The following is a 16,171-nucleotide window of genomic DNA, read 5'->3' as shown; positions in this document are numbered from 1 at the left end:
CCAGGGTGTGAAAACTCAAGGGGTGCAATGCAGCATAATCCCCGCGGCCAGATTTGCGTCGCAGAACCGGGACGCAAACGGCGGCGCGCGGTGGCGCCGGTCTGACGGGGCGCCTAGATTGGCGCTGCAACGAAAGACGACACTTAATGGCCGCCAAACGAGGGATCACCCTCTACCACTCGCCCGCCAGTCGGGCCTTCACGGCCTACTGGCTGCTGGAGGAGCTGGGCGTCGCCTTCCAGGTCCAGACCGTCGACATCGCCAAGGGCGACCAGAAGAAGCCTGAATACCTGAAGCTCAATCCGTCGGGAAAGGTGCCCACCATCACCGACGGCAAGGTGGTGGTCAGCGAGAACCCGGCCATCTGCCTCTACCTGGCCGACCGCTACGGCTACGGGACCCTGGCGCCCAGGATCGACGAGGTGGAGCGCGGCGCCTATCTGAAGTGGATGGTCTATTCGACGGCGGTGCTGGAGCCGCTGCTGGTGCTGCACGGCAAGCACATCGACCTGCCCGGCCGCGAGACCGGCTTCGGCGACTATGAGGACGTCGTCCACGTCCTGACCGAGAGCCTGAAGGGCCGAGACTACCTGCTGGGGGACCGGTTCTCCGCCGCCGACGTCATGTTGGGCTCGGTGATCTCCACCTCGCTCTACCGCAAGGAGCTGCCGGAGCATCCGGTGCTGCTGGACTACAACGCCCGCCTGACCCACCGGGAGGCCTATCACCGGGCCGCCGACGCCACCTGGCCGGCCCACCTGTTCCCGCCGATGCGCTGAGCGCGGTCAGGCGCTCTCGGAGACGATGGCGCCCCTCAGCTCCTCGGCCTCGGGCGCCTCATAGACGCCCTCGATGAAGTCGAACATGTCGGGGCTGACCTCGATGGCGAAGGTCTCGCCGCGCACCTCGTTGCGCTCCAGGACCCGCGCGCGGCGGACCTCCGGGGCGGCGGTGACGAAGTGGAACTGGATCGGCAGTTCGCAGGCCTCCGCGATCTCGGCGACCCGCGCCCGGTCCGACCGGCGCATCAGGCCGAGGTCCAGGACCACCGAGGTCCCGGCGGCCATGGCGGCGGCGGCCACCGACCAGATCTGCGCCTCGCAACGCTCGACCCGGCTCATCATCCACTCGAACTCCAGCGGCTCGGGCATGTCGGCGGCGAACAGCCGGGCCATCCACTCGTCGATGGCGAAGCAGATCGCCGGCTCGCGGCGGGCGAGCTGCTGGGCGTAGGTGGACTTGCCGGCGCCCGAGGGGCCGAAGATCACGTGCAGGGTGGCGGTCATGGGCCGCCGGTTACTTCACCGAGAGGCCGCCGTCGATGACCAATTCGGCCCCGGTGACATAGCGGCTCTCGTCGGAGGCCAGCCAGAGGACGCCGTTGGCGATGTCCAGGGGATATCCCTTGCCGCCCAGGGGCACCGCGTCCGCGCTCATGGCGTCCAGCACCTGCGGCCGGGGCGGGCGGGCGTTGTCGCCGGGCTCGCCGGTGCCGATGATGTCGTCCCAGATCGGGGTCTCGATGATGCCCGGATGGACGGAATTGACCCGGATGCCGTCCTTGGCGTTCCCGCACTCCATGGCCACGGCCTTGGTGAACAGGCGCACGCCGCCCTTGGTGGCGCAGTAGCCGGCCAGGATCGCCGAGCCCTTGAGGCCGGCCACCGAGGACATGTTGATGATCGAGCCGCCCTGGCCGCTGAGGCGCATCACCGGGATGGAATGCTTCACGCCCAGGAAGACCCCGTCCAGATTGATCGCCACCTGGCGCTGGAAGTCGCTGAGCGCCATGTCCAGCACCGAGCCGGAGATGCCGATGCCGGCGTTGTTGACCAGGATGTCGAGCCGGCCGTGGTCGGCCTTGATGGCCGCGGCCACCTTGATCCAGGCCTCCTCGGAGGTGACGTCGTGGTGATGGTACTGGGCCTTGCCGCCCTTGGCGGTGATGGCCGCGGCCAGTTCCGCGCCCTTGTCGTCCTGCAGGTCGGTGATGACGACGATCGCGCCTTCCTCGGCCAGACGCTCGGCGCAACCGCGCCCGATGCCGCTCGCCCCGCCGGTGATCAGCGCCACCTTGCCTGAAACGCGTCCCGTCATGTCGTTTCCCCAGACCTGTTGTTCGAACTTGCCTGACGCCTAGCGCAGGGCCGGGGTCTTCGCCAGCATCACGCAGCGTCAGCCGTGCTAGATGCGCGAGCATGAGCATCACGATCCGGCCCTGCGGCCCCGGCGACGCCGCGGCGCTCGCCCTGGTGGGGCAGGCCACCTTCCTCGAGACCTATGCCGGGACCCTGCCGGTGGCCGACATCCTGGATCACTGCGCGACGGAGCATGGGGAGGCCTATTACGCCCGGGCCCTGGCCCGGCCCGATCATCGGCTGTGGATCGCGGAGATGGCGGAGGGCCAGGCGCCGGTGGGCTACGCCGTGCTCTGTCCGCCGGACCTGCCGACACCCTCGGAGGCCGGCGATGTCGAGCTGAAGCGGATCTACCTGCTGCACAGGTTCCACGGCTCGGGTCTGGGCGGGAGGCTGATGGCGGCGGCGCTGGAGGGCGCCCGGGCGGCGGGATCTGGCCGCATGTTGTTGGGGGTCTATCGCGAAAATGAGCGCGCAATGGCCTTCTACGCCCGCCAGGGTTTCGTGGAGGTGGGCGTGCGCAAGTTCAAGGTGGGCGCCAGGGTCTACGACGACCCGGTGCTGGCGCGGACGCTCTGAAGCGCGTCCCGCGGCCAGACCAGGCCGCCGGTGGGCTCTAGCGCATCCAGGCGGGCGTCGAGTCGCCGGTGGTCATGACGCCGTAGATCAGCCCGATGGCCAGCACGACGACCGCGGCGACCATCAACACGCCGATCAGCCCCTCGAAACGTTCATAGAGGTGCCGGTTCTTGTGGTGATGGACGGCGCCTTCGCCGGTCTTGAGATCTTCTGACATGGCGTTTCCCTCGCATTCTGTTGGAGGAACAAGTCCTCACGCCAGACTGCGACAGGCGCCCTCTAGGGCTTAGTCCGGTCAGTCATCAGGGGCCGCCGGAAGCACGCCCTTCGCGCCTGCCGAAGCAAGGCGACAACCGAAGCGTGCTCCCCAAACCGCGTTCGGTCAATTGTCGCGGCCTCTGGTCAAGCTGTTGTGTAGCGGGCGCGGACTATGAGATGTCGAGGCATGGACATCGACAAGGGCGAGAACGCGCGCAGGGCTCCGGCTTCAAGCCCGGCGGAGGCGACCACCACGGCGACGCGGCGGCGGTTCAATCCCTTCACCGCCCTTGGTCCGGGTCTGATCACCGGAGCGGCCGACGAGGATCCGGGCGGCATCGCCACCCACAGCCAGGCCGGCGCCCAGTTCGGGCTGGGCATGCTGTGGACCGCCTTCCTCACCTATCCCTTCATGGCGGCCTTCCAGTCGGTCTGCGGCCGGATCGGGCGGGTGACGGGCCGGGGCCTGGCGGCCAATATCGGCCGGACGTTCCCGCGCTGGGTGGTGCTGGGCGTCGTGGGTCTGCTGCTGCTGGCCAATGTGCTCAACATCGCCGCCGACGTCGCGGCCATGGGCGAGGCCGCCCAGCTGGTGTTCGGCGGAAGCCGGCACGTCTTCACCCTGGGCCTGGCGGTCTTCTCCCTGCTACTTCAGGTTTTCGTGCCCTACCACCGCTATGTGGGCTTCCTGAAGTGGATGACGCTGGCCCTGTTCTCCTATGTGGCGGTGGCGTTCGCGACCCACATCCCCTGGACCGAGGTGGTGGCCCAGACCATCGCGCCTCGGATCCAGCTCGACCTGGCGACGGCCACGGTGGTGGTGGCGGTGTTCGGCACCACCATCAGTCCCTACCTGTTCTTCTGGCAGACCGCCGAGGAGGTGGAGGACGTCACCCTTCACCCCAACGAACACCCCCTCACCGAGCACCCCGAGGAGGCCGAGTACGAACTCAAGCGGATCGGCTGGGACACCTATCTGGGCATGGCCTACGGCAACGGCATCGGCTTCTTCGTGATGCTGGCCACCGCCGCCACCCTGCACGCGGCCGGGATCACCCAGATCCAGACCGCGGCCCAGGCGGCCATGGCCCTGCGGCCGATGGCCGGGGACCTGGCCTTCATCCTGTTCGCCCTGGGCATCGTCGCCACCGGCCTGCTGGCGGTGCCGGTGCTGGCGGCCTCGGCGGCCTATGCGCTCTCCGAGGCCATGGGCTGGAAGGCCAGCCTGGAGAGCCGCTTCAGCGAAGCCCACGGCTTCTACGGGGTGATCGGGGTGGCGATCCTGGCCGGGGTGATCCTCGACTATTCGCCCCTGGACCCGATCCGCGCCCTGTTCTGGAGCGCGGTGATCAACGGCGTGATCGCCGTGCCGCTGATGGTGGTGATCATGCTGGTGGCCACCCGCAAGTCGATCATGGGCGCCTTCACCGCCACCCCGGTCCAGCGCGTGGTGGGCTGGGCGGCGGTGGCGATCATGGCGGCGGCGGCCGGGGTGATGTTCGCCCAGATGGCCGGGGCGCTCTAGCCGATCAGGCGTAACTCTGCAGCGGACGGACCTCGAGGGGCGCCTTGGCGGTCTCGGCGATGGCCTGGGCGGCGGCGAGGGCGCCGGCGGCGGTGGTGAAGTAGGGGGTCTTCATCATCAGGGCCGTGCGGCGGATCTCGAAGCTGTCGGCCACTGACTGCTTGCCCTCGGTGGTGTTGAAGACCAGTTGGACCTCGCCGTTCTTCATGGCGTCGACGATGTGGGGCCGGCCCTCCAGCACCTTCTTCACATGCTCGACGGCCAGGCCCTGTTCGCCCAGATAGGCCGCGGTGCCGCCGGTGGCGAGGACCCGGAAGCCCTGGCCCAGCAGCAGGCGGATCGGCTCGACGATCCAAGGCTTGTCGGCCTCGCGGACCGAGACGAACACGCAGCCGGTCTTGGGCAGGGTGACGCCGCCGCCGAGCTGGGCCTTGGCGAAGGCGCGCGCGAAGGCCGGCGCCAGGTCCTCACCCTCGCGACGCCAGTCGAGGCCCATGACCTCGCCGGTGGAGCGCATTTCCGGGCCCAGGATGGTGTCGACCCCGGCGAAACGGGCGAAGGGGAAGACGGCTTCCTTCACCGCGATATGGTCATAGGGAGGCTCGCTGGTGTCGAACTCCGACAGGGGCCGGCCGGCCATCACCTTGGCGGCGATGGCGGCCAGGGGCTTGCCGATGGTCTTGGCCACGAAGGGCACGGTGCGGCTGGCGCGCGGGTTCACCTCCAGGACGAAGATCCGCGGGGTCTCCGAGTGCGGCTCCTCGATGGCGAACTGCACGTTCATCAGGCCCTTCACGTTCAGCGCCAGGGCCATGCGCACGGTCTGGGCCTTCAGCTCGGCGATGGTTTCCGGCTTCAGGGAGAAGGGGGGGAGGGAGCAGGCGCTGTCGCCCGAGTGCACCCCGGCCTCCTCGATGTGCTCCATGACGCCGGCCACGAACACGTCCTTGCCGTCGCAGATGGCGTCGACGTCCACCTCGGTGGCGCGGCTGAGATACTGGTCGATCAGGACCGGACTATCGCCGGACACCTGGACGGCGGTGTTGACGTAGCGCTCGAGCTGCTCGTCGTCCCGGATGATCTCCATGGCCCGGCCGCCGAGCACGTAGGAGGGACGGATCACGATGGGGTAGCCCACCGCGTGGGCGCCGGCGAAGGCCTCGTCGCGGCTGCGGGCGATGGCGTTGATCGGCTGGGCGATCTCCAGCCTGTGCAGCAGCTGTTGGAAGCGCTCGCGGTCCTCGGCCAGGTCGATGGCGTCGGGACTGGTGCCCAGGATCGGGATGCCGGCGTCCTCGAGGGCCTGGGCCAGCTTCAGCGGGGTCTGGCCGCCGAACTGGACGATGACCCCCAGCAGGGTCCCGTTGCGCTGCTCGACGGCGATCAGCTCCAGCACGTCCTCGGCGGTCAGCGGCTCGAAATAGAGGCGGTCGGAGGTGTCGTAGTCCGTCGACACGGTCTCCGGGTTGCAGTTGACCATGATCGACTCGACGCCCAGGTCGGCCAGGGCGAAGGCGGCGTGGCAGCAGCAGTAGTCGAACTCGATCCCCTGGCCGATCCGGTTGGGACCGCCGCCCAGGATGATGGCCTTCTTGCGGTCGGTGGGGTCGCTCTCGCACTCGGGCTCCTGGCCAAGCGCGCCGGTCTCGTAGGTCGAATACATGTAGGGCGTGGCGGCGCGGAACTCGCCGGCGCAGCTGTCGATGCGCTTGAAGACCGGGCGGACGGCCAACTCCTGGCGCAGGGCCCGGACCTTGGCCTCGGGGGTATTGGTGAGCTTGGCCAGGCGGGCGTCGGAGAAGCCCTGCGCCTTCAGGGCGCGGAAGCCCTGTGCGGTGACGGGCAGGCCGGCGGCCCGGATGTGGCCCTCGGTGCGCACCAGGGTCTCCAGCTGGCGCAGGAACCAGGGCTCGTAGGAGCAGGCGCCGTGGATCTCCTCCACCGACAGGCCGTGGCGGAAGGCCTGGGCGATCACCCGCAGGCGATCAGGGGTGGGCATGCCGAGTGCGCGCAGCACGGCGGCGCGGCCGGTGTCCGGATCGTCGGCGCCCTCGATGTCGATCTCGTCCAGGCCCGTCAGGCCGGTCTCGAGGCCGCGCAGGGCCTTCTGCAGGCTCTCGGCGAAGGTGCGGCCGATGGCCATGACCTCGCCCACCGATTTCATGGCGGTGGTCAGGTGCGGCTCGGAGCCCGGATACTTCTCGAAGGCGAAGCGGGGGATCTTGGTGACGACATAGTCGATGCTGGGCTCGAAGGAGGCCGGCGTCGCCCCGCCGGTGATCTCGTTCATCAGCTCGTCGAGGGTGTAGCCCACGGCCAGGCGGGCGGCGACCTTGGCGATGGGGAAGCCGGTGGCCTTCGACGCCAGCGCCGAGGAACGCGACACCCGCGGGTTCATCTCGATCACCACCATCCGGCCGTCGGCGGGATTGACCGCGAACTGGACGTTGGAGCCGCCGGTCTCGACGCCGATCTCGCGCAGCACGGCGATCGAGGCCGCGCGCATGATCTGGTATTCCTTGTCGGTCAGGGTGAGGGCCGGGGCGACGGTGATGCTGTCGCCGGTATGGACCCCCATCGGGTCGATGTTCTCGATGGAGCAAACGATGATGCAGTTGTCGGCCTTATCGCGGACCACCTCCATCTCGTACTCCTTCCAGCCGAGCACGCTCTCCTCGATCAGCACCTCGGTGGTGGGGGAGAGGTCCAGGCCGCGGGCGACGATCTCGTGGAACTCCTCGAGATTGTAGGCGATGCCGCCGCCGGTTCCGGCCAGGGTGAAGGACGGGCGGACGATGGCCGGCAGGCCGACGAACTCCAGGCCCTCCAGGGCCTCGTCCATGGAGTGGGCGGCCTTGGACTTGGGGCTCTCGAGGCCCAGCTTGTCCATGGCGTCGCGGAATTTCTGGCGGTCCTCGGCCTTGTCGATGACGTCGGCCTTGGCCCCGATCATCTCCACCCCGTACCTGGCCAGCACCCCGGAGGCCTCGAGGGCCAGGGCGGTGTTCAGCGCGGTCTGGCCGCCCATGGTGGGCAGCAGGGCGTCCGGGCGCTCCTTGGCGATGATCTTCTCGACGATCTCCGGGGTGATCGGCTCGATATAGGTGGCGTCGGCCACATCGGGGTCGGTCATGATCGTGGCCGGGTTCGAATTGACCAGCACGATGCGGTAGCCCTCGGCGCGCAGGGCCTTGCAGGCCTGGACCCCCGAATAGTCGAACTCGCAGGCCTGACCGATGATGATGGGACCGGCGCCGATGATCAGGATCGAGGAAATGTCTGTCCGTTTGGGCATCGTTGCGTCCGCGCGTAAGGGCGGCTGCGCGTTGCCGCGCGCCGTTCCCGTTCAATCTGTAGGTTAAGGCGCCCGTTTAGAGAGGGAGTCGGGCCTGCGCAAGCGGGCAGGGGCTCGCAGGCGAGGATGCGGCGCGGCCGGCCAAAGAAAATGGGCCGGCGCGGGAAGCGCCGACCCATTCCTGTAGGCTTCGTCAGGGCGCGAGGCCCGCAGCGAAGCTAGACTTGCAGGTTGCCCGCAGACATCTTGCCGCTGCGCTTGTCGCGCTCGAGCTCGTAGGTGACCTTCTGGCCTTCGTTCAGCGAACGAAGCCCGGCGCGTTCAACGGCGGAGATGTGCACGAACACGTCCGCGCCGCCCTCATCGGGTTGAATGAAGCCATAACCCTTGGTGCCGTTGAACCATTTCACGGTGCCGGTAGACATAGAGATATTCGTCCTTGGATAGATATTCCCCGCGCCCGAAGCTCTCGGACGGAGGATCAAATTTCGGGGGGATCGGAAGCAGGTCCGGTGCGTCCATGGACACGTCGAAAGTCAGCCGAACCTACGAGTTTGACCTCTCCATCTTGTCGCAAAAGCCGCCTGAAAGCAAGACGGGCGGGCGTTGCTGACGAGCCCCTGATAGACAGAGCAACGCGCGCCCGCGCCGCCCCATTCGGAGCCAACTGCACATGACGAAGCTGTTCCCGCTGGCCGCCGCCCTGGCCCTGTTGGCCGCGCCGGCCGCCGCCCAGGCCCCGCCCGGCGCGATCGCCAAGCCCGTGGCGGTGATCGACACCACCATGTCGGGCCAGCCGATCCTGCTGCCCCAGGGGCCGATACGGGTCACGGTCACCGAGACCACCCTCCCGGCCGGGGGCGTCATCGCGGCCCACAAGCATCCCTTCCCGCGCTACGGCTATATCCAGGAGGGCGCCTTGGAGGTCACCAACCTCGACACCGGCACGGTTCAGGTGCTGCGGGCCGGAATGTTCGCGGTGGAGTCCCGCGACCAGTGGCACCAGGCGGTCGCCCTCGACGGCAAGCCGGTGACGCTGCTGGTCATCGACCAGGCGCCGCCGGGCCAGGTCAATATCGTCCGCAAGGCGCCCTAGGACCCGCCAATCCGTAACAAATGTGACATGAAAGCCGCAGTGCGAACTCTCTTCGCAGGCGAGCGGAACCCGCCCTGGGGTTGATCTGGTTTCACCCTTGGGTTGGGGAAACGACCGCTTAGGTCGCCACGGGTCCGTGATTTCCCCTGACATATCAAGGGGAGTCACCTCGTGCTGTTGAAATCACATCTGCTGTCCACCTCGCTGCTGTCGGGCGCGGCGGCGCTGCTCCTGGGGGTCTCGCCGGCCCTTGCCCAGGAGGACGTCTCGGTCTCGGAGGTCGTGGTCACCGGGTCGCGGATTCCGCGTCCCAACCTCGACCAGCCGACTCCGGTGACCACGGTCGGTTCGATCGCCATCGAGAACGCCGGCACCTCCAGCCTTGGGGATGTCCTGGCCCAGCTTCCGGCGCTCGCCTCCTCGGGCACCGTGCGGGCGAATTCCGATTCCGGGGCCAATCTCGGGGGCCTGAGCTTCCCCGACCTGCGGGGGCTGGGCACCTCGCGGACGCTGACCCTGGTGAACGGCCGCCGCCATGTCGCCGGCGACGCGGGCGACACCGCCGTCGACCTCAACAGCATTCCGACGGCCCTGGTGGACCGGGTCGAGGTGGTGACCGGAGGCGCCTCGGCCATCTACGGCTCTGACGCGGTCTCCGGTGTGATCAACATCATCCTCAAGGATCATTTCGAGGGCTATGAGGTCCGCGCCGAGTACGGCTCGCCGATCAATGGCAACTACGGCCAGAATTACTCGCTGTCGGCCACCGGTGGCTGGAACTTCGCCGACGACCGCGGCAACGTCACCCTGACCCTGTTCGGCGACAAGCAGGAGCGGGTGCGCGGCCCGAATATCGACGGACTGGCCGACTGGGCGACCATCGAGAACCCCGCCGACACCGGACCCCGCGACGGCGTCCCCGACCGCCTCTTCCGGCCCTATGTCCTGACCGAGTACTTCAGCCGCTACGGCAACATCGTCGGCGGCGGCAGCCTGACCCCGGTGACCGGTTTCGACGCGGCCGGAAATCCGGCGGCGATCCCGCCGCGGACCGGGGACAACAACCTGTTCTTCGGCTCCTTCGCCGGCCCCTGCGCGGTCTGCGAATCCAGCGACGAGGGGGCGGTGGTGATCCCGCGCCTGGCGCGGTTCGGGGCGGCCTCGACCTTCCGCTACGAGTTCAGCGACAGGCTGCGGTTCATCGGCGACGTGAAGTATGTCGAGACCCATGTCCTGGACACCTTCAGCCCGTCCTTCACAACCTTCGAATACGGACTGGATCCCGACAACGCCTTCATCACCCCGGCCATCCAGGCTCAGCTCGACCGGTTCCCCACCGAGCCCTTCTTCTATGTGAACCGGGTCAATTACGACATCGGCGGCCGCAACGACGACACGACCCGCAAGACCTTCCGCGTGGTGGGCCAGCTCGAAGGGGAGGTGGACGCCGGGTTCGCCGACCTGAAGTGGGAGACCTCCTACAACTTCGGCCGCACCAAGAACGCCTTCCACGGGACCAACGGCCTGATCCCGGGCAACTTCAACTCCGCCATCGACGCGGTGGTGGACCCGGCCAGCGGCCAGATCCGCTGCCGCCGCGACGTGCCCTCGGCCTGGTATCCCGGCTACGCGCCCGTGCCGGCCGACCAACTGCTGGGCGGGCCCTGCGTGCCCTTCAACCTGTTCGGGGCGCAGAACTCCCGGGCGGCCATCGACTATGTGAGCTTCGAGGCCGACCGCAGCCACACCATCACCCAGCAGGTGGCCGACGCCACCTTCACCTTCGACACCAGTCGGTTCCTCAACCTGCCCGGCGGTCCGCTGGCCTTCGCCGGCGGCCTGGAGTGGCGCAAGGAGCAGAGCCGCAACATCAACGACCCGCTGGTTCAGAGCGGCATCACCGAGACGGCGCCGCAGCCCGACGCCATCGGCGGCTTCGAGGTCAAGGAAGCCTTCCTGGAATTCAACGCCCCGATCCTGCGGGACCGCCGGTTCTTCCACGAGCTGACCCTGACCGGGGCGGTGCGGCAGGCCGAGTACAGCCACGCCGGGGACGCCACCGCCTACAAGATCGGCGGGACCTGGGCGCCGATCGGCGACCTCAGCTTCCGCGGCACCTATTCCAAGGCGGTGCGCGCGCCGAACATCACAGAGGCCTTCCTGCCGGCGACGGCCGGCTTCAGCGGCGTCTTCGATCCCTGCGAGGCGTCGTCCCTGGCGGTGGATCCCAACCGCCCGGCCAACTGCGCGGCGCTCGGGGTGACCTTCCAGGACGCCACGGACAACCAGTTTCCGGGGGTCACCAGCGGCAACGTCAACCTGAAGCCCGAGACCGCCGAGACCTGGACGGCGGGCTTCATCCTGCAGCCCCGCTTCGCCCCGGGCCTGGCCCTGACGGTCGATTATTATGACATCCAGATCGAGGACGCGATCAGCTTCCTCGATCCGCAGGACGCCGCCGACAAGTGCGTCGACGGGCCCACCCTGGCGGCCCAGTACTGCGCCCTGATCATCCGCGATCCGGTGAGCAAGCAGATCGTCTCCTACCGGTCGAGCTTCCTGAACCAGGCGGCCCTGACGACGGCGGGCTACGACATCCAGCTCACCTACAGCCGGGCGATCGGCGACTGGAGTCAGGACTGGTGGGGGCCGATGAAGCGGCTGGACGGGCGGATCAACTCCTCGATCACCGCCAACTACACCGAGAAGCTGCGCACCTACGCCTTCGCCGACAGTCCAGACGAGGTGGACCGCCAGGAGGGGGAGCTGGGCAACCCGCGCTGGTCGTTCATCTCCTCGGTGGCCTACAGCCAGGGCCCGTGGACCCTCACCTGGGAGAGCCAGTACATCGACAAGGTCCGGCGCAACAAGGACACCTCCCTGGAGCGCAACGACCGGCCCTATGTGGAGGCCGTCTGGTACCAGGACTTCATCGCCCGCTACAAATTCGACTATGGCGCGGGGACCGAGGTCTATGTCGGGATCAACAACGCCTTCGACAAGCACATCCCCGTGGGCCTCACCGGCAACACCTCCACCACGGCGGCCTATGACATCTACGGGCGCTACGTCTTCGCCGGGGTGAAGGCCCGCTTCTAGCCAAGACCTCGCCCCGGCCGACCTGGGCCGGGGCGAGACCTTAGGCCGCCGTTAACCATGATTTCATGCGCCGAGCGCAGCTTCGACCTGACTGAGTCAGGCTGGGGAGATCGCTATGTCTGCATTCGCGCGCAAGCTGGGGCCGCCGGCCGAGACCGCCACGCCGCAGGCCGAGGCCGGGGCGGGGACCTCTGCCTCCCTCGTGGCCCTGACCCGCTACGGGCTGGAACGCCAGGCCCGGGGCGATTTCCAGGCCGCCGTCGAGGCCTTCCGAGCCGTGGCCGACGCCGCGCCGCGGCAGCCGATGGTCTGGAACAACCTGGCCCTGGCGCTGGGGGGCTTGGGCGATCACGAGCAGGCGGTCGAGTTCCTGCGGCGCTCCCTGCACCTGGATCCCACCCAGACGGCGATCTGGGTCAGCCTGGCCGCCGCGGCCCTGCAGTCCCAGCGCTTCGAGGAGGCCGAGGCGGCCTGTGACGCGGCCATCCTGCGGGAGGCCGACAACGGCGGCGCCTGGCAGATCCGCGCCATGGTCCGCGCCGGCCGCGACGACTTCGCCGGCGCCGCCGAGGCCTTCGCCCGCACGCTCGCCATCATCGGCGAGGACGGCCCGCTGCGCGCCAACCTGGGGGTGTCGCTGTTCAAGTGCGGCCGATTCCACGAGGCCGAGCGCGACCTCGAGACCGCCGCCGCCCTCTGCCCCGACGACGCCGACATCGCCCAGATGGCGCGGCTGTCCAAGTTCGTGGTGGCCGCCCTGGAGGACGACATGTCCCGGGCCGCCGCCCTCTGCGGCAAGCTCGCCGCCCCCGCCGACGTCCTGTTCAAGGCCGCCCTGCTGTGCCTCGACTGGGCCGGCGAGCCGCAGGCCGCGGGCCGGGTCGCGAAGGCCTGGGTGGCCCAGCGTCCCGACAACCTGGAGGCGCGCCACCTGGCCGACGCCGCCCTGGGCCGCAAGGTGGCCCGGCAGCCCGCCGCCCTGGTGGCGCAGCATTTCGACGGCCTGGCCGAGGACTTCGAGGAAAAACTGGTGGGCCGCCTGGGCTATCAGGGTCCCGACCGCCTCCAGGCCCTGATCGCCTCGAAGATTCCCGCCGACGGCGCCCTGGCGGTGCTGGACGCCGGCTGCGGCACCGGCCTCTGCGGCCCGGTCCTGCGGCCCTACGCCCGCGCCCTGGTCGGGGTGGATCTCTCGCCCGGCATGTTGGCCAAGGCGCAGGCGAGGGGGCTCTATGACGCCCTCGAGGTGGCCGACCTCACCGACATGCTGCGCCAGACGCCCGACCAGTGGGACCTGATCGCCGCCGCCGACGCCTTGCCCTATCTTGGCGCCCTGGACGAGGTCTTCGAGGCCGCCGCCGGAGCCCTGAAGCCCGGCGGCTGGTTCGTCTTCTCCACCGAGGGCGGCGACGGCGGCAGCTTCTCCCTGCGCCTGAACGGCCGTTACACCCACGCCCGGGGCTATATCTCGGGCCTGGCGGCGGGTCTGTTCGAGATCGTCGACCAGTCCACCGGCGTGCTGCGCCAGGAAGCCGGTGCGCCGGTGCGGGGAGACTACTTCCTGTTGCGCCGTTCCCCCTTGCCAGCGGACCACGGCATGGGGCAGCTTCGGGGCTGACCTCCCACAGCAAAGACCTTCCCTTGCCCGCGACCTCCGCGATCGATCCGCTTACCGAGTTGATGCCGAGGATCGCCGCGGGCGACCGCGCGGCCCTGCGACAACTTTACCAGGCCACGTCCTCGAAGCTTTTCGGCGTCTGCCTTCGTATCCTCTCCAACAGGGATGAGAGCGAAGACGTGCTGCAAGAGGTGTACATCACGATTTGGCGTCGCGCCGACCGCTTCGAGGCGGGCCGGGCCAGCGTCATGACGTGGATCTCCACCATCGCCCGCAACCGCGCCATCGACCGGCTGCGCGCCCGCGGGCCCTTGGCCTACGCCGAGCCGGTGGAAGAGCTGGAGATCGAGGACGGCGCGCCGCGCGCCGAGGCCCTGCTGGAGGCCGCCCAATCCAGCGAGGCCCTGGGCAAGTGCCTGTCCGAACTCGACGAGCGCACCGAGAAGGTGATCCGCACCGCCTTCTTCGACGGCGTCACCTATGAGGCCCTGGCCGCGCGGATGGATGCGCCGCTCGGCACGGTGAAGAGCTGGATCCGCCGGGGCCTGGCCAAGCTCAAGGGGTGCCTTGAGTCATGAGCGAGCCCCTGACCCCCAACCTGCCCGAGGACGAGGCCCTGGCCGCCGAGCACGCCTTGGGCGTGCTGACCGCCGCCGAGCGCGCCGCGGCCGAGGTGCGCATGGCTCGCGATCCGACCTTCGCCGCCCACGTCGACGCCTGGCGCGAGCGCCTGGCCCCCATGCTGGCGGCCATCCCGTCCGTCTCGGCGCCGGTGGGCCTGTGGCCGCGGATCGAGCGCGCCCTGCCGGCCAACGACAACGCCGGATCCAGCGTGAAGCTGTGGCGCGGCCTAGCCATGGGCGGGATGAGCGTCGCGGCCGCCAGCCTGGTGGCGGTGATCGTGCTCGCCGTGCGGCCGCCGCAGGTGGTGACGCCGCCCCAGCCTGACTTCGCCCAACTTCTCAACGCCCGGCTGGACACCAGCGGTGGCCAGCACCTGTTCGTCGCGGCCTATGACCCGGTGCGCAAGAAGCTGATCGTCACGTCCCTGGTGACCCCGGGGACCGACCCGGTGCACGTGCACGAGCTGTGGCTGATCCCCGCCGACGGCAAGGCGCGCTCGCTCGGCCTCATCGAGCCGGGGACATCGAAGACCCTGCCGGTGCCCTCGGGCCTCTCGGCCCTGGCCAAGGAAGGCGCGTCCATCGCCGTCTCCGTCGAGCCGCCGGGCGGCTCGAAGGCGGACGGTCCCTCGGGCCCGGTGGCGGCGATCGGCAAGCTGGCGAAGATCTAGGGCTTAGCCCTTCTTGGCGTCCATCAGGTCGGCGAAGCGCTGGAAGAGGTAGAGGGAATCGGTGGGCCCGGGGGAGGCTTCCGGGTGGTGCTGCACCGAGAAGACCGGGCGGCCCTGGAGCTCCAGGCCGGCATTGGTGCCGTCGAACAGGGAGACGTGGCTCTCCTTCACCGGCTCGGGCAGGCTGTCGCGGTCGACGGTGAAGCCGTGGTTCATGGAGACGATCTCCACCTTGCCGGTGGTGAGGTCCTTCACCGGGTGGTTGGCCCCGTGGTGGCCCTGTTCCATCTTCACCGTCTTGGCGCCGAGGGCCAGCGCCATCATCTGGTGGCCCAGGCAGATGCCGAACACCGGCGTACCGCTCTCCACCAGCTTGCGAATCTCAGGCACGGCGTACTCGCCGGTGGCCGCCGGGTCGCCGGGGCCGTTGGACAGCAGGACGCCGTCGGGCTTGCGGGCCAGGACCTCCTCGGCGGTGGTCGAGGCCGGCACCACGGTGACGCGGGCGCCGATGGAGACCAGGGAGCGCAGGATGTTGCGCTTCACGCCGTAGTCCATGACCACCACGTCGTACTTGGGCGTCTCGGCCGGCTTGGCGTAGCCCTCGGGCCAGGAATACAGGCCCTCCTCATAGACGAAGGGCTGCAGGCAAGAGGCGTCCTTGGCCAGGTCCAGGCCCTCGATGCCGCCCCAGGCCGCCGCCTTGGCCCTCAGAGCCGCCAGGTCGAACTTGCCGTCCGGCGCGTGGGCGATGACCGCGTTGGGCATGCCCTTCTCGCGGATCGCCCGGGTCAGGGCCCGGGTGTCGACCCCGGCCAGGCCAATGACGCCGCGCCGGGTCATCCAGCCCGCCAGGTCGCTGTCGGCGCGCCAGTTGGCCGGGGCGGTGGGGACGTCGCGGAAGATCGCGCCGCGGGCCGCCGTGCTGGCGCCGCCCGACATCTGCTCCAGGTCTTCGACATTGGTGCCGACATTGCCCATGTGCGGGAAGGTGAACGCGACGATCTGGGCCATGTAGGAGGGGTCCGTCAGGATCTCCTGGTAGCCGGTCATGGCGGTGTTGAAGCAGACCTCGCCCACCGCCTCGCCGGTCGCGCCGACCCCGAAGCCTTGCAGAACGGTCCCATCGGCGAGGACGAGGACCCCGGTGACGCCAGGCAGCAGCTCGCTCATGTTCCGGGGCTCCATCTTGTCGCAAAGGGGTGGGCGTCGAGGCCCGCCCGGCTATAGCATCTGCGCCGGGTAAACGGGCGCGTAGGTAGTGAGTCC

14 protein-coding genes are annotated in these 16,171 nt (G+C 69.0%); 8 read left to right on the top strand and 6 right to left on the bottom strand.

Annotated elements, in window-relative coordinates:
• The first annotated feature begins 146 nt into the window (after nt 1-146).
• Nucleotides 147-779, top strand: a complete 633-nt coding sequence (locus tag AC1RN5_RS12185) for a glutathione S-transferase family protein (RefSeq protein ID WP_493041403.1) — start codon at nt 147-149, stop codon at nt 777-779.
• A 6-nt stretch (nt 780-785) separates the two neighbouring features.
• On the opposite strand, the gene AC1RN5_RS12180 is transcribed toward AC1RN5_RS12185, so the two are convergent.
• Nucleotides 786-1,286, bottom strand: a complete 501-nt coding sequence (locus tag AC1RN5_RS12180) for a P-loop nucleotide/nucleoside kinase family protein (RefSeq protein WP_421930637.1) — start codon at nt 1,284-1,286, stop codon at nt 786-788.
• A 10-nt stretch (nt 1,287-1,296) separates the two neighbouring features.
• A complete protein-coding gene (locus AC1RN5_RS12175) occupies nt 1,297-2,097 on the bottom strand; it encodes an SDR family NAD(P)-dependent oxidoreductase (RefSeq protein ID WP_493041402.1) in 801 nt (266 codons plus the stop codon).
• 101 nt (nt 2,098-2,198) lie between these two features.
• Here AC1RN5_RS12175 and AC1RN5_RS12170 point away from each other — a divergent pair, with 101 nt between their 5' ends.
• The gene (locus tag AC1RN5_RS12170) at nt 2,199-2,717 is read left to right on the top strand and encodes a GNAT family N-acetyltransferase (RefSeq protein WP_493041401.1); all 519 of its coding nucleotides are present in this window, start codon (nt 2,199-2,201) and stop codon (nt 2,715-2,717) included.
• A 37-nt stretch (nt 2,718-2,754) separates the two neighbouring features.
• Here AC1RN5_RS12170 and AC1RN5_RS12165 read toward each other — a convergent pair whose 3' ends face one another.
• The gene (locus AC1RN5_RS12165) at nt 2,755-2,934 is read right to left on the bottom strand and encodes a hypothetical protein (protein WP_421930640.1); all 180 of its coding nucleotides are present in this window, start codon (nt 2,932-2,934) and stop codon (nt 2,755-2,757) included.
• A 228-nt stretch (nt 2,935-3,162) separates the two neighbouring features.
• Between AC1RN5_RS12165 and AC1RN5_RS12160 the strand changes: the two genes are divergently transcribed.
• Nucleotides 3,163-4,500 (top strand): NRAMP family divalent metal transporter, encoded by a 1,338-nt coding sequence (locus AC1RN5_RS12160; protein ID WP_493041400.1) that lies wholly within the window; start codon nt 3,163-3,165, stop codon nt 4,498-4,500.
• A gap of 4 nt (nt 4,501-4,504) precedes the next feature.
• Here AC1RN5_RS12160 and carB read toward each other — a convergent pair whose 3' ends face one another.
• Both carB and AC1RN5_RS12150 read right to left on the bottom strand, forming a co-directional pair.
• Entirely contained in the window at nt 4,505-7,795 is a 3,291-nt protein-coding gene (gene carB, locus AC1RN5_RS12155; protein WP_493041399.1) for a carbamoyl-phosphate synthase large subunit, read from the bottom strand.
• Between the two features lie 218 nt (nt 7,796-8,013).
• The gene (locus AC1RN5_RS12150; RefSeq protein ID WP_421930643.1) at nt 8,014-8,220 is read right to left on the bottom strand and encodes a cold-shock protein; all 207 of its coding nucleotides are present in this window, start codon (nt 8,218-8,220) and stop codon (nt 8,014-8,016) included.
• Between the two features lie 248 nt (nt 8,221-8,468).
• Between AC1RN5_RS12150 and AC1RN5_RS12145 the strand changes: the two genes are divergently transcribed.
• From AC1RN5_RS12145 to AC1RN5_RS12125, 5 genes are all read left to right on the top strand, one after another.
• Nucleotides 8,469-8,891, top strand: coding sequence for a cupin domain-containing protein (locus AC1RN5_RS12145; protein ID WP_493041398.1), 423 nt, complete (start codon nt 8,469-8,471; stop codon nt 8,889-8,891).
• Between the two features lie 171 nt (nt 8,892-9,062).
• Nucleotides 9,063-11,990 (top strand): TonB-dependent receptor domain-containing protein, encoded by a 2,928-nt coding sequence (locus AC1RN5_RS12140; protein ID WP_493041397.1) that lies wholly within the window; start codon nt 9,063-9,065, stop codon nt 11,988-11,990.
• Between the two features lie 115 nt (nt 11,991-12,105).
• Entirely contained in the window at nt 12,106-13,608 is a 1,503-nt protein-coding gene (locus AC1RN5_RS12135) for a tetratricopeptide repeat protein (protein WP_493041396.1), read from the top strand.
• 62 nt (nt 13,609-13,670) lie between these two features.
• A complete protein-coding gene (locus AC1RN5_RS12130) occupies nt 13,671-14,186 on the top strand; it encodes a sigma-70 family RNA polymerase sigma factor (RefSeq protein WP_493041489.1) in 516 nt (171 codons plus the stop codon).
• Nucleotides 14,183-14,902 (top strand): anti-sigma factor, encoded by a 720-nt coding sequence (locus tag AC1RN5_RS12125; protein ID WP_493041395.1) that lies wholly within the window; start codon nt 14,183-14,185, stop codon nt 14,900-14,902. Before AC1RN5_RS12130 ends, AC1RN5_RS12125 begins: the two co-directional genes overlap by 4 nt.
• Nucleotides 14,903-14,905: 3 nt before the next feature.
• Here the strand turns inward: AC1RN5_RS12125 and carA are convergent, their stop codons facing one another.
• A complete protein-coding gene (gene carA / locus AC1RN5_RS12120) occupies nt 14,906-16,075 on the bottom strand; it encodes a glutamine-hydrolyzing carbamoyl-phosphate synthase small subunit (protein ID WP_493041394.1) in 1,170 nt (389 codons plus the stop codon).
• Between the last annotated feature and the right edge of the window lie 96 nt (nt 16,076-16,171).

This window comes from Phenylobacterium sp. GW821-FHT12F10 (assembly GCF_058806695.1).
Note: the sequence above shows the minus strand (reverse complement) of the source record. Positions and strands in the feature narration are given on the sequence as shown.

What these genes read in the sequence shown, in the direction of transcription:
- AC1RN5_RS12135 (WP_493041396.1), top strand. Translation starts at nt 12,106, where the DNA reads ATGTCTGCATTCGCGCGCAAGCTGGGGCCGCCGGCCGAGACCGCCACG.
- AC1RN5_RS12165 (WP_421930640.1), bottom strand. Translation starts at nt 2,934, where the DNA reads ATGTCAGAAGATCTCAAGACCGGCGAAGGCGCCGTCCATCACCACAAG.
- AC1RN5_RS12175 (WP_493041402.1), bottom strand. Translation starts at nt 2,097, where the DNA reads ATGACGGGACGCGTTTCAGGCAAGGTGGCGCTGATCACCGGCGGGGCG.
- AC1RN5_RS12130 (WP_493041489.1), top strand. Translation starts at nt 13,671, where the DNA reads ATGCCGAGGATCGCCGCGGGCGACCGCGCGGCCCTGCGACAACTTTAC.
- AC1RN5_RS12170 (WP_493041401.1), top strand. Translation starts at nt 2,199, where the DNA reads ATGAGCATCACGATCCGGCCCTGCGGCCCCGGCGACGCCGCGGCGCTC.
- AC1RN5_RS12180 (WP_421930637.1), bottom strand. Translation starts at nt 1,286, where the DNA reads ATGACCGCCACCCTGCACGTGATCTTCGGCCCCTCGGGCGCCGGCAAG.
- carB (WP_493041399.1), bottom strand. Translation starts at nt 7,795, where the DNA reads ATGCCCAAACGGACAGACATTTCCTCGATCCTGATCATCGGCGCCGGT.
- AC1RN5_RS12160 (WP_493041400.1), top strand. Translation starts at nt 3,163, where the DNA reads ATGGACATCGACAAGGGCGAGAACGCGCGCAGGGCTCCGGCTTCAAGC.
- AC1RN5_RS12185 (WP_493041403.1), top strand. Translation starts at nt 147, where the DNA reads ATGGCCGCCAAACGAGGGATCACCCTCTACCACTCGCCCGCCAGTCGG.
- carA (WP_493041394.1), bottom strand. Translation starts at nt 16,075, where the DNA reads ATGAGCGAGCTGCTGCCTGGCGTCACCGGGGTCCTCGTCCTCGCCGAT.
- AC1RN5_RS12150 (WP_421930643.1), bottom strand. Translation starts at nt 8,220, where the DNA reads ATGTCTACCGGCACCGTGAAATGGTTCAACGGCACCAAGGGTTATGGC.
- AC1RN5_RS12125 (WP_493041395.1), top strand. Translation starts at nt 14,183, where the DNA reads ATGAGCGAGCCCCTGACCCCCAACCTGCCCGAGGACGAGGCCCTGGCC.
- AC1RN5_RS12145 (WP_493041398.1), top strand. Translation starts at nt 8,469, where the DNA reads ATGACGAAGCTGTTCCCGCTGGCCGCCGCCCTGGCCCTGTTGGCCGCG.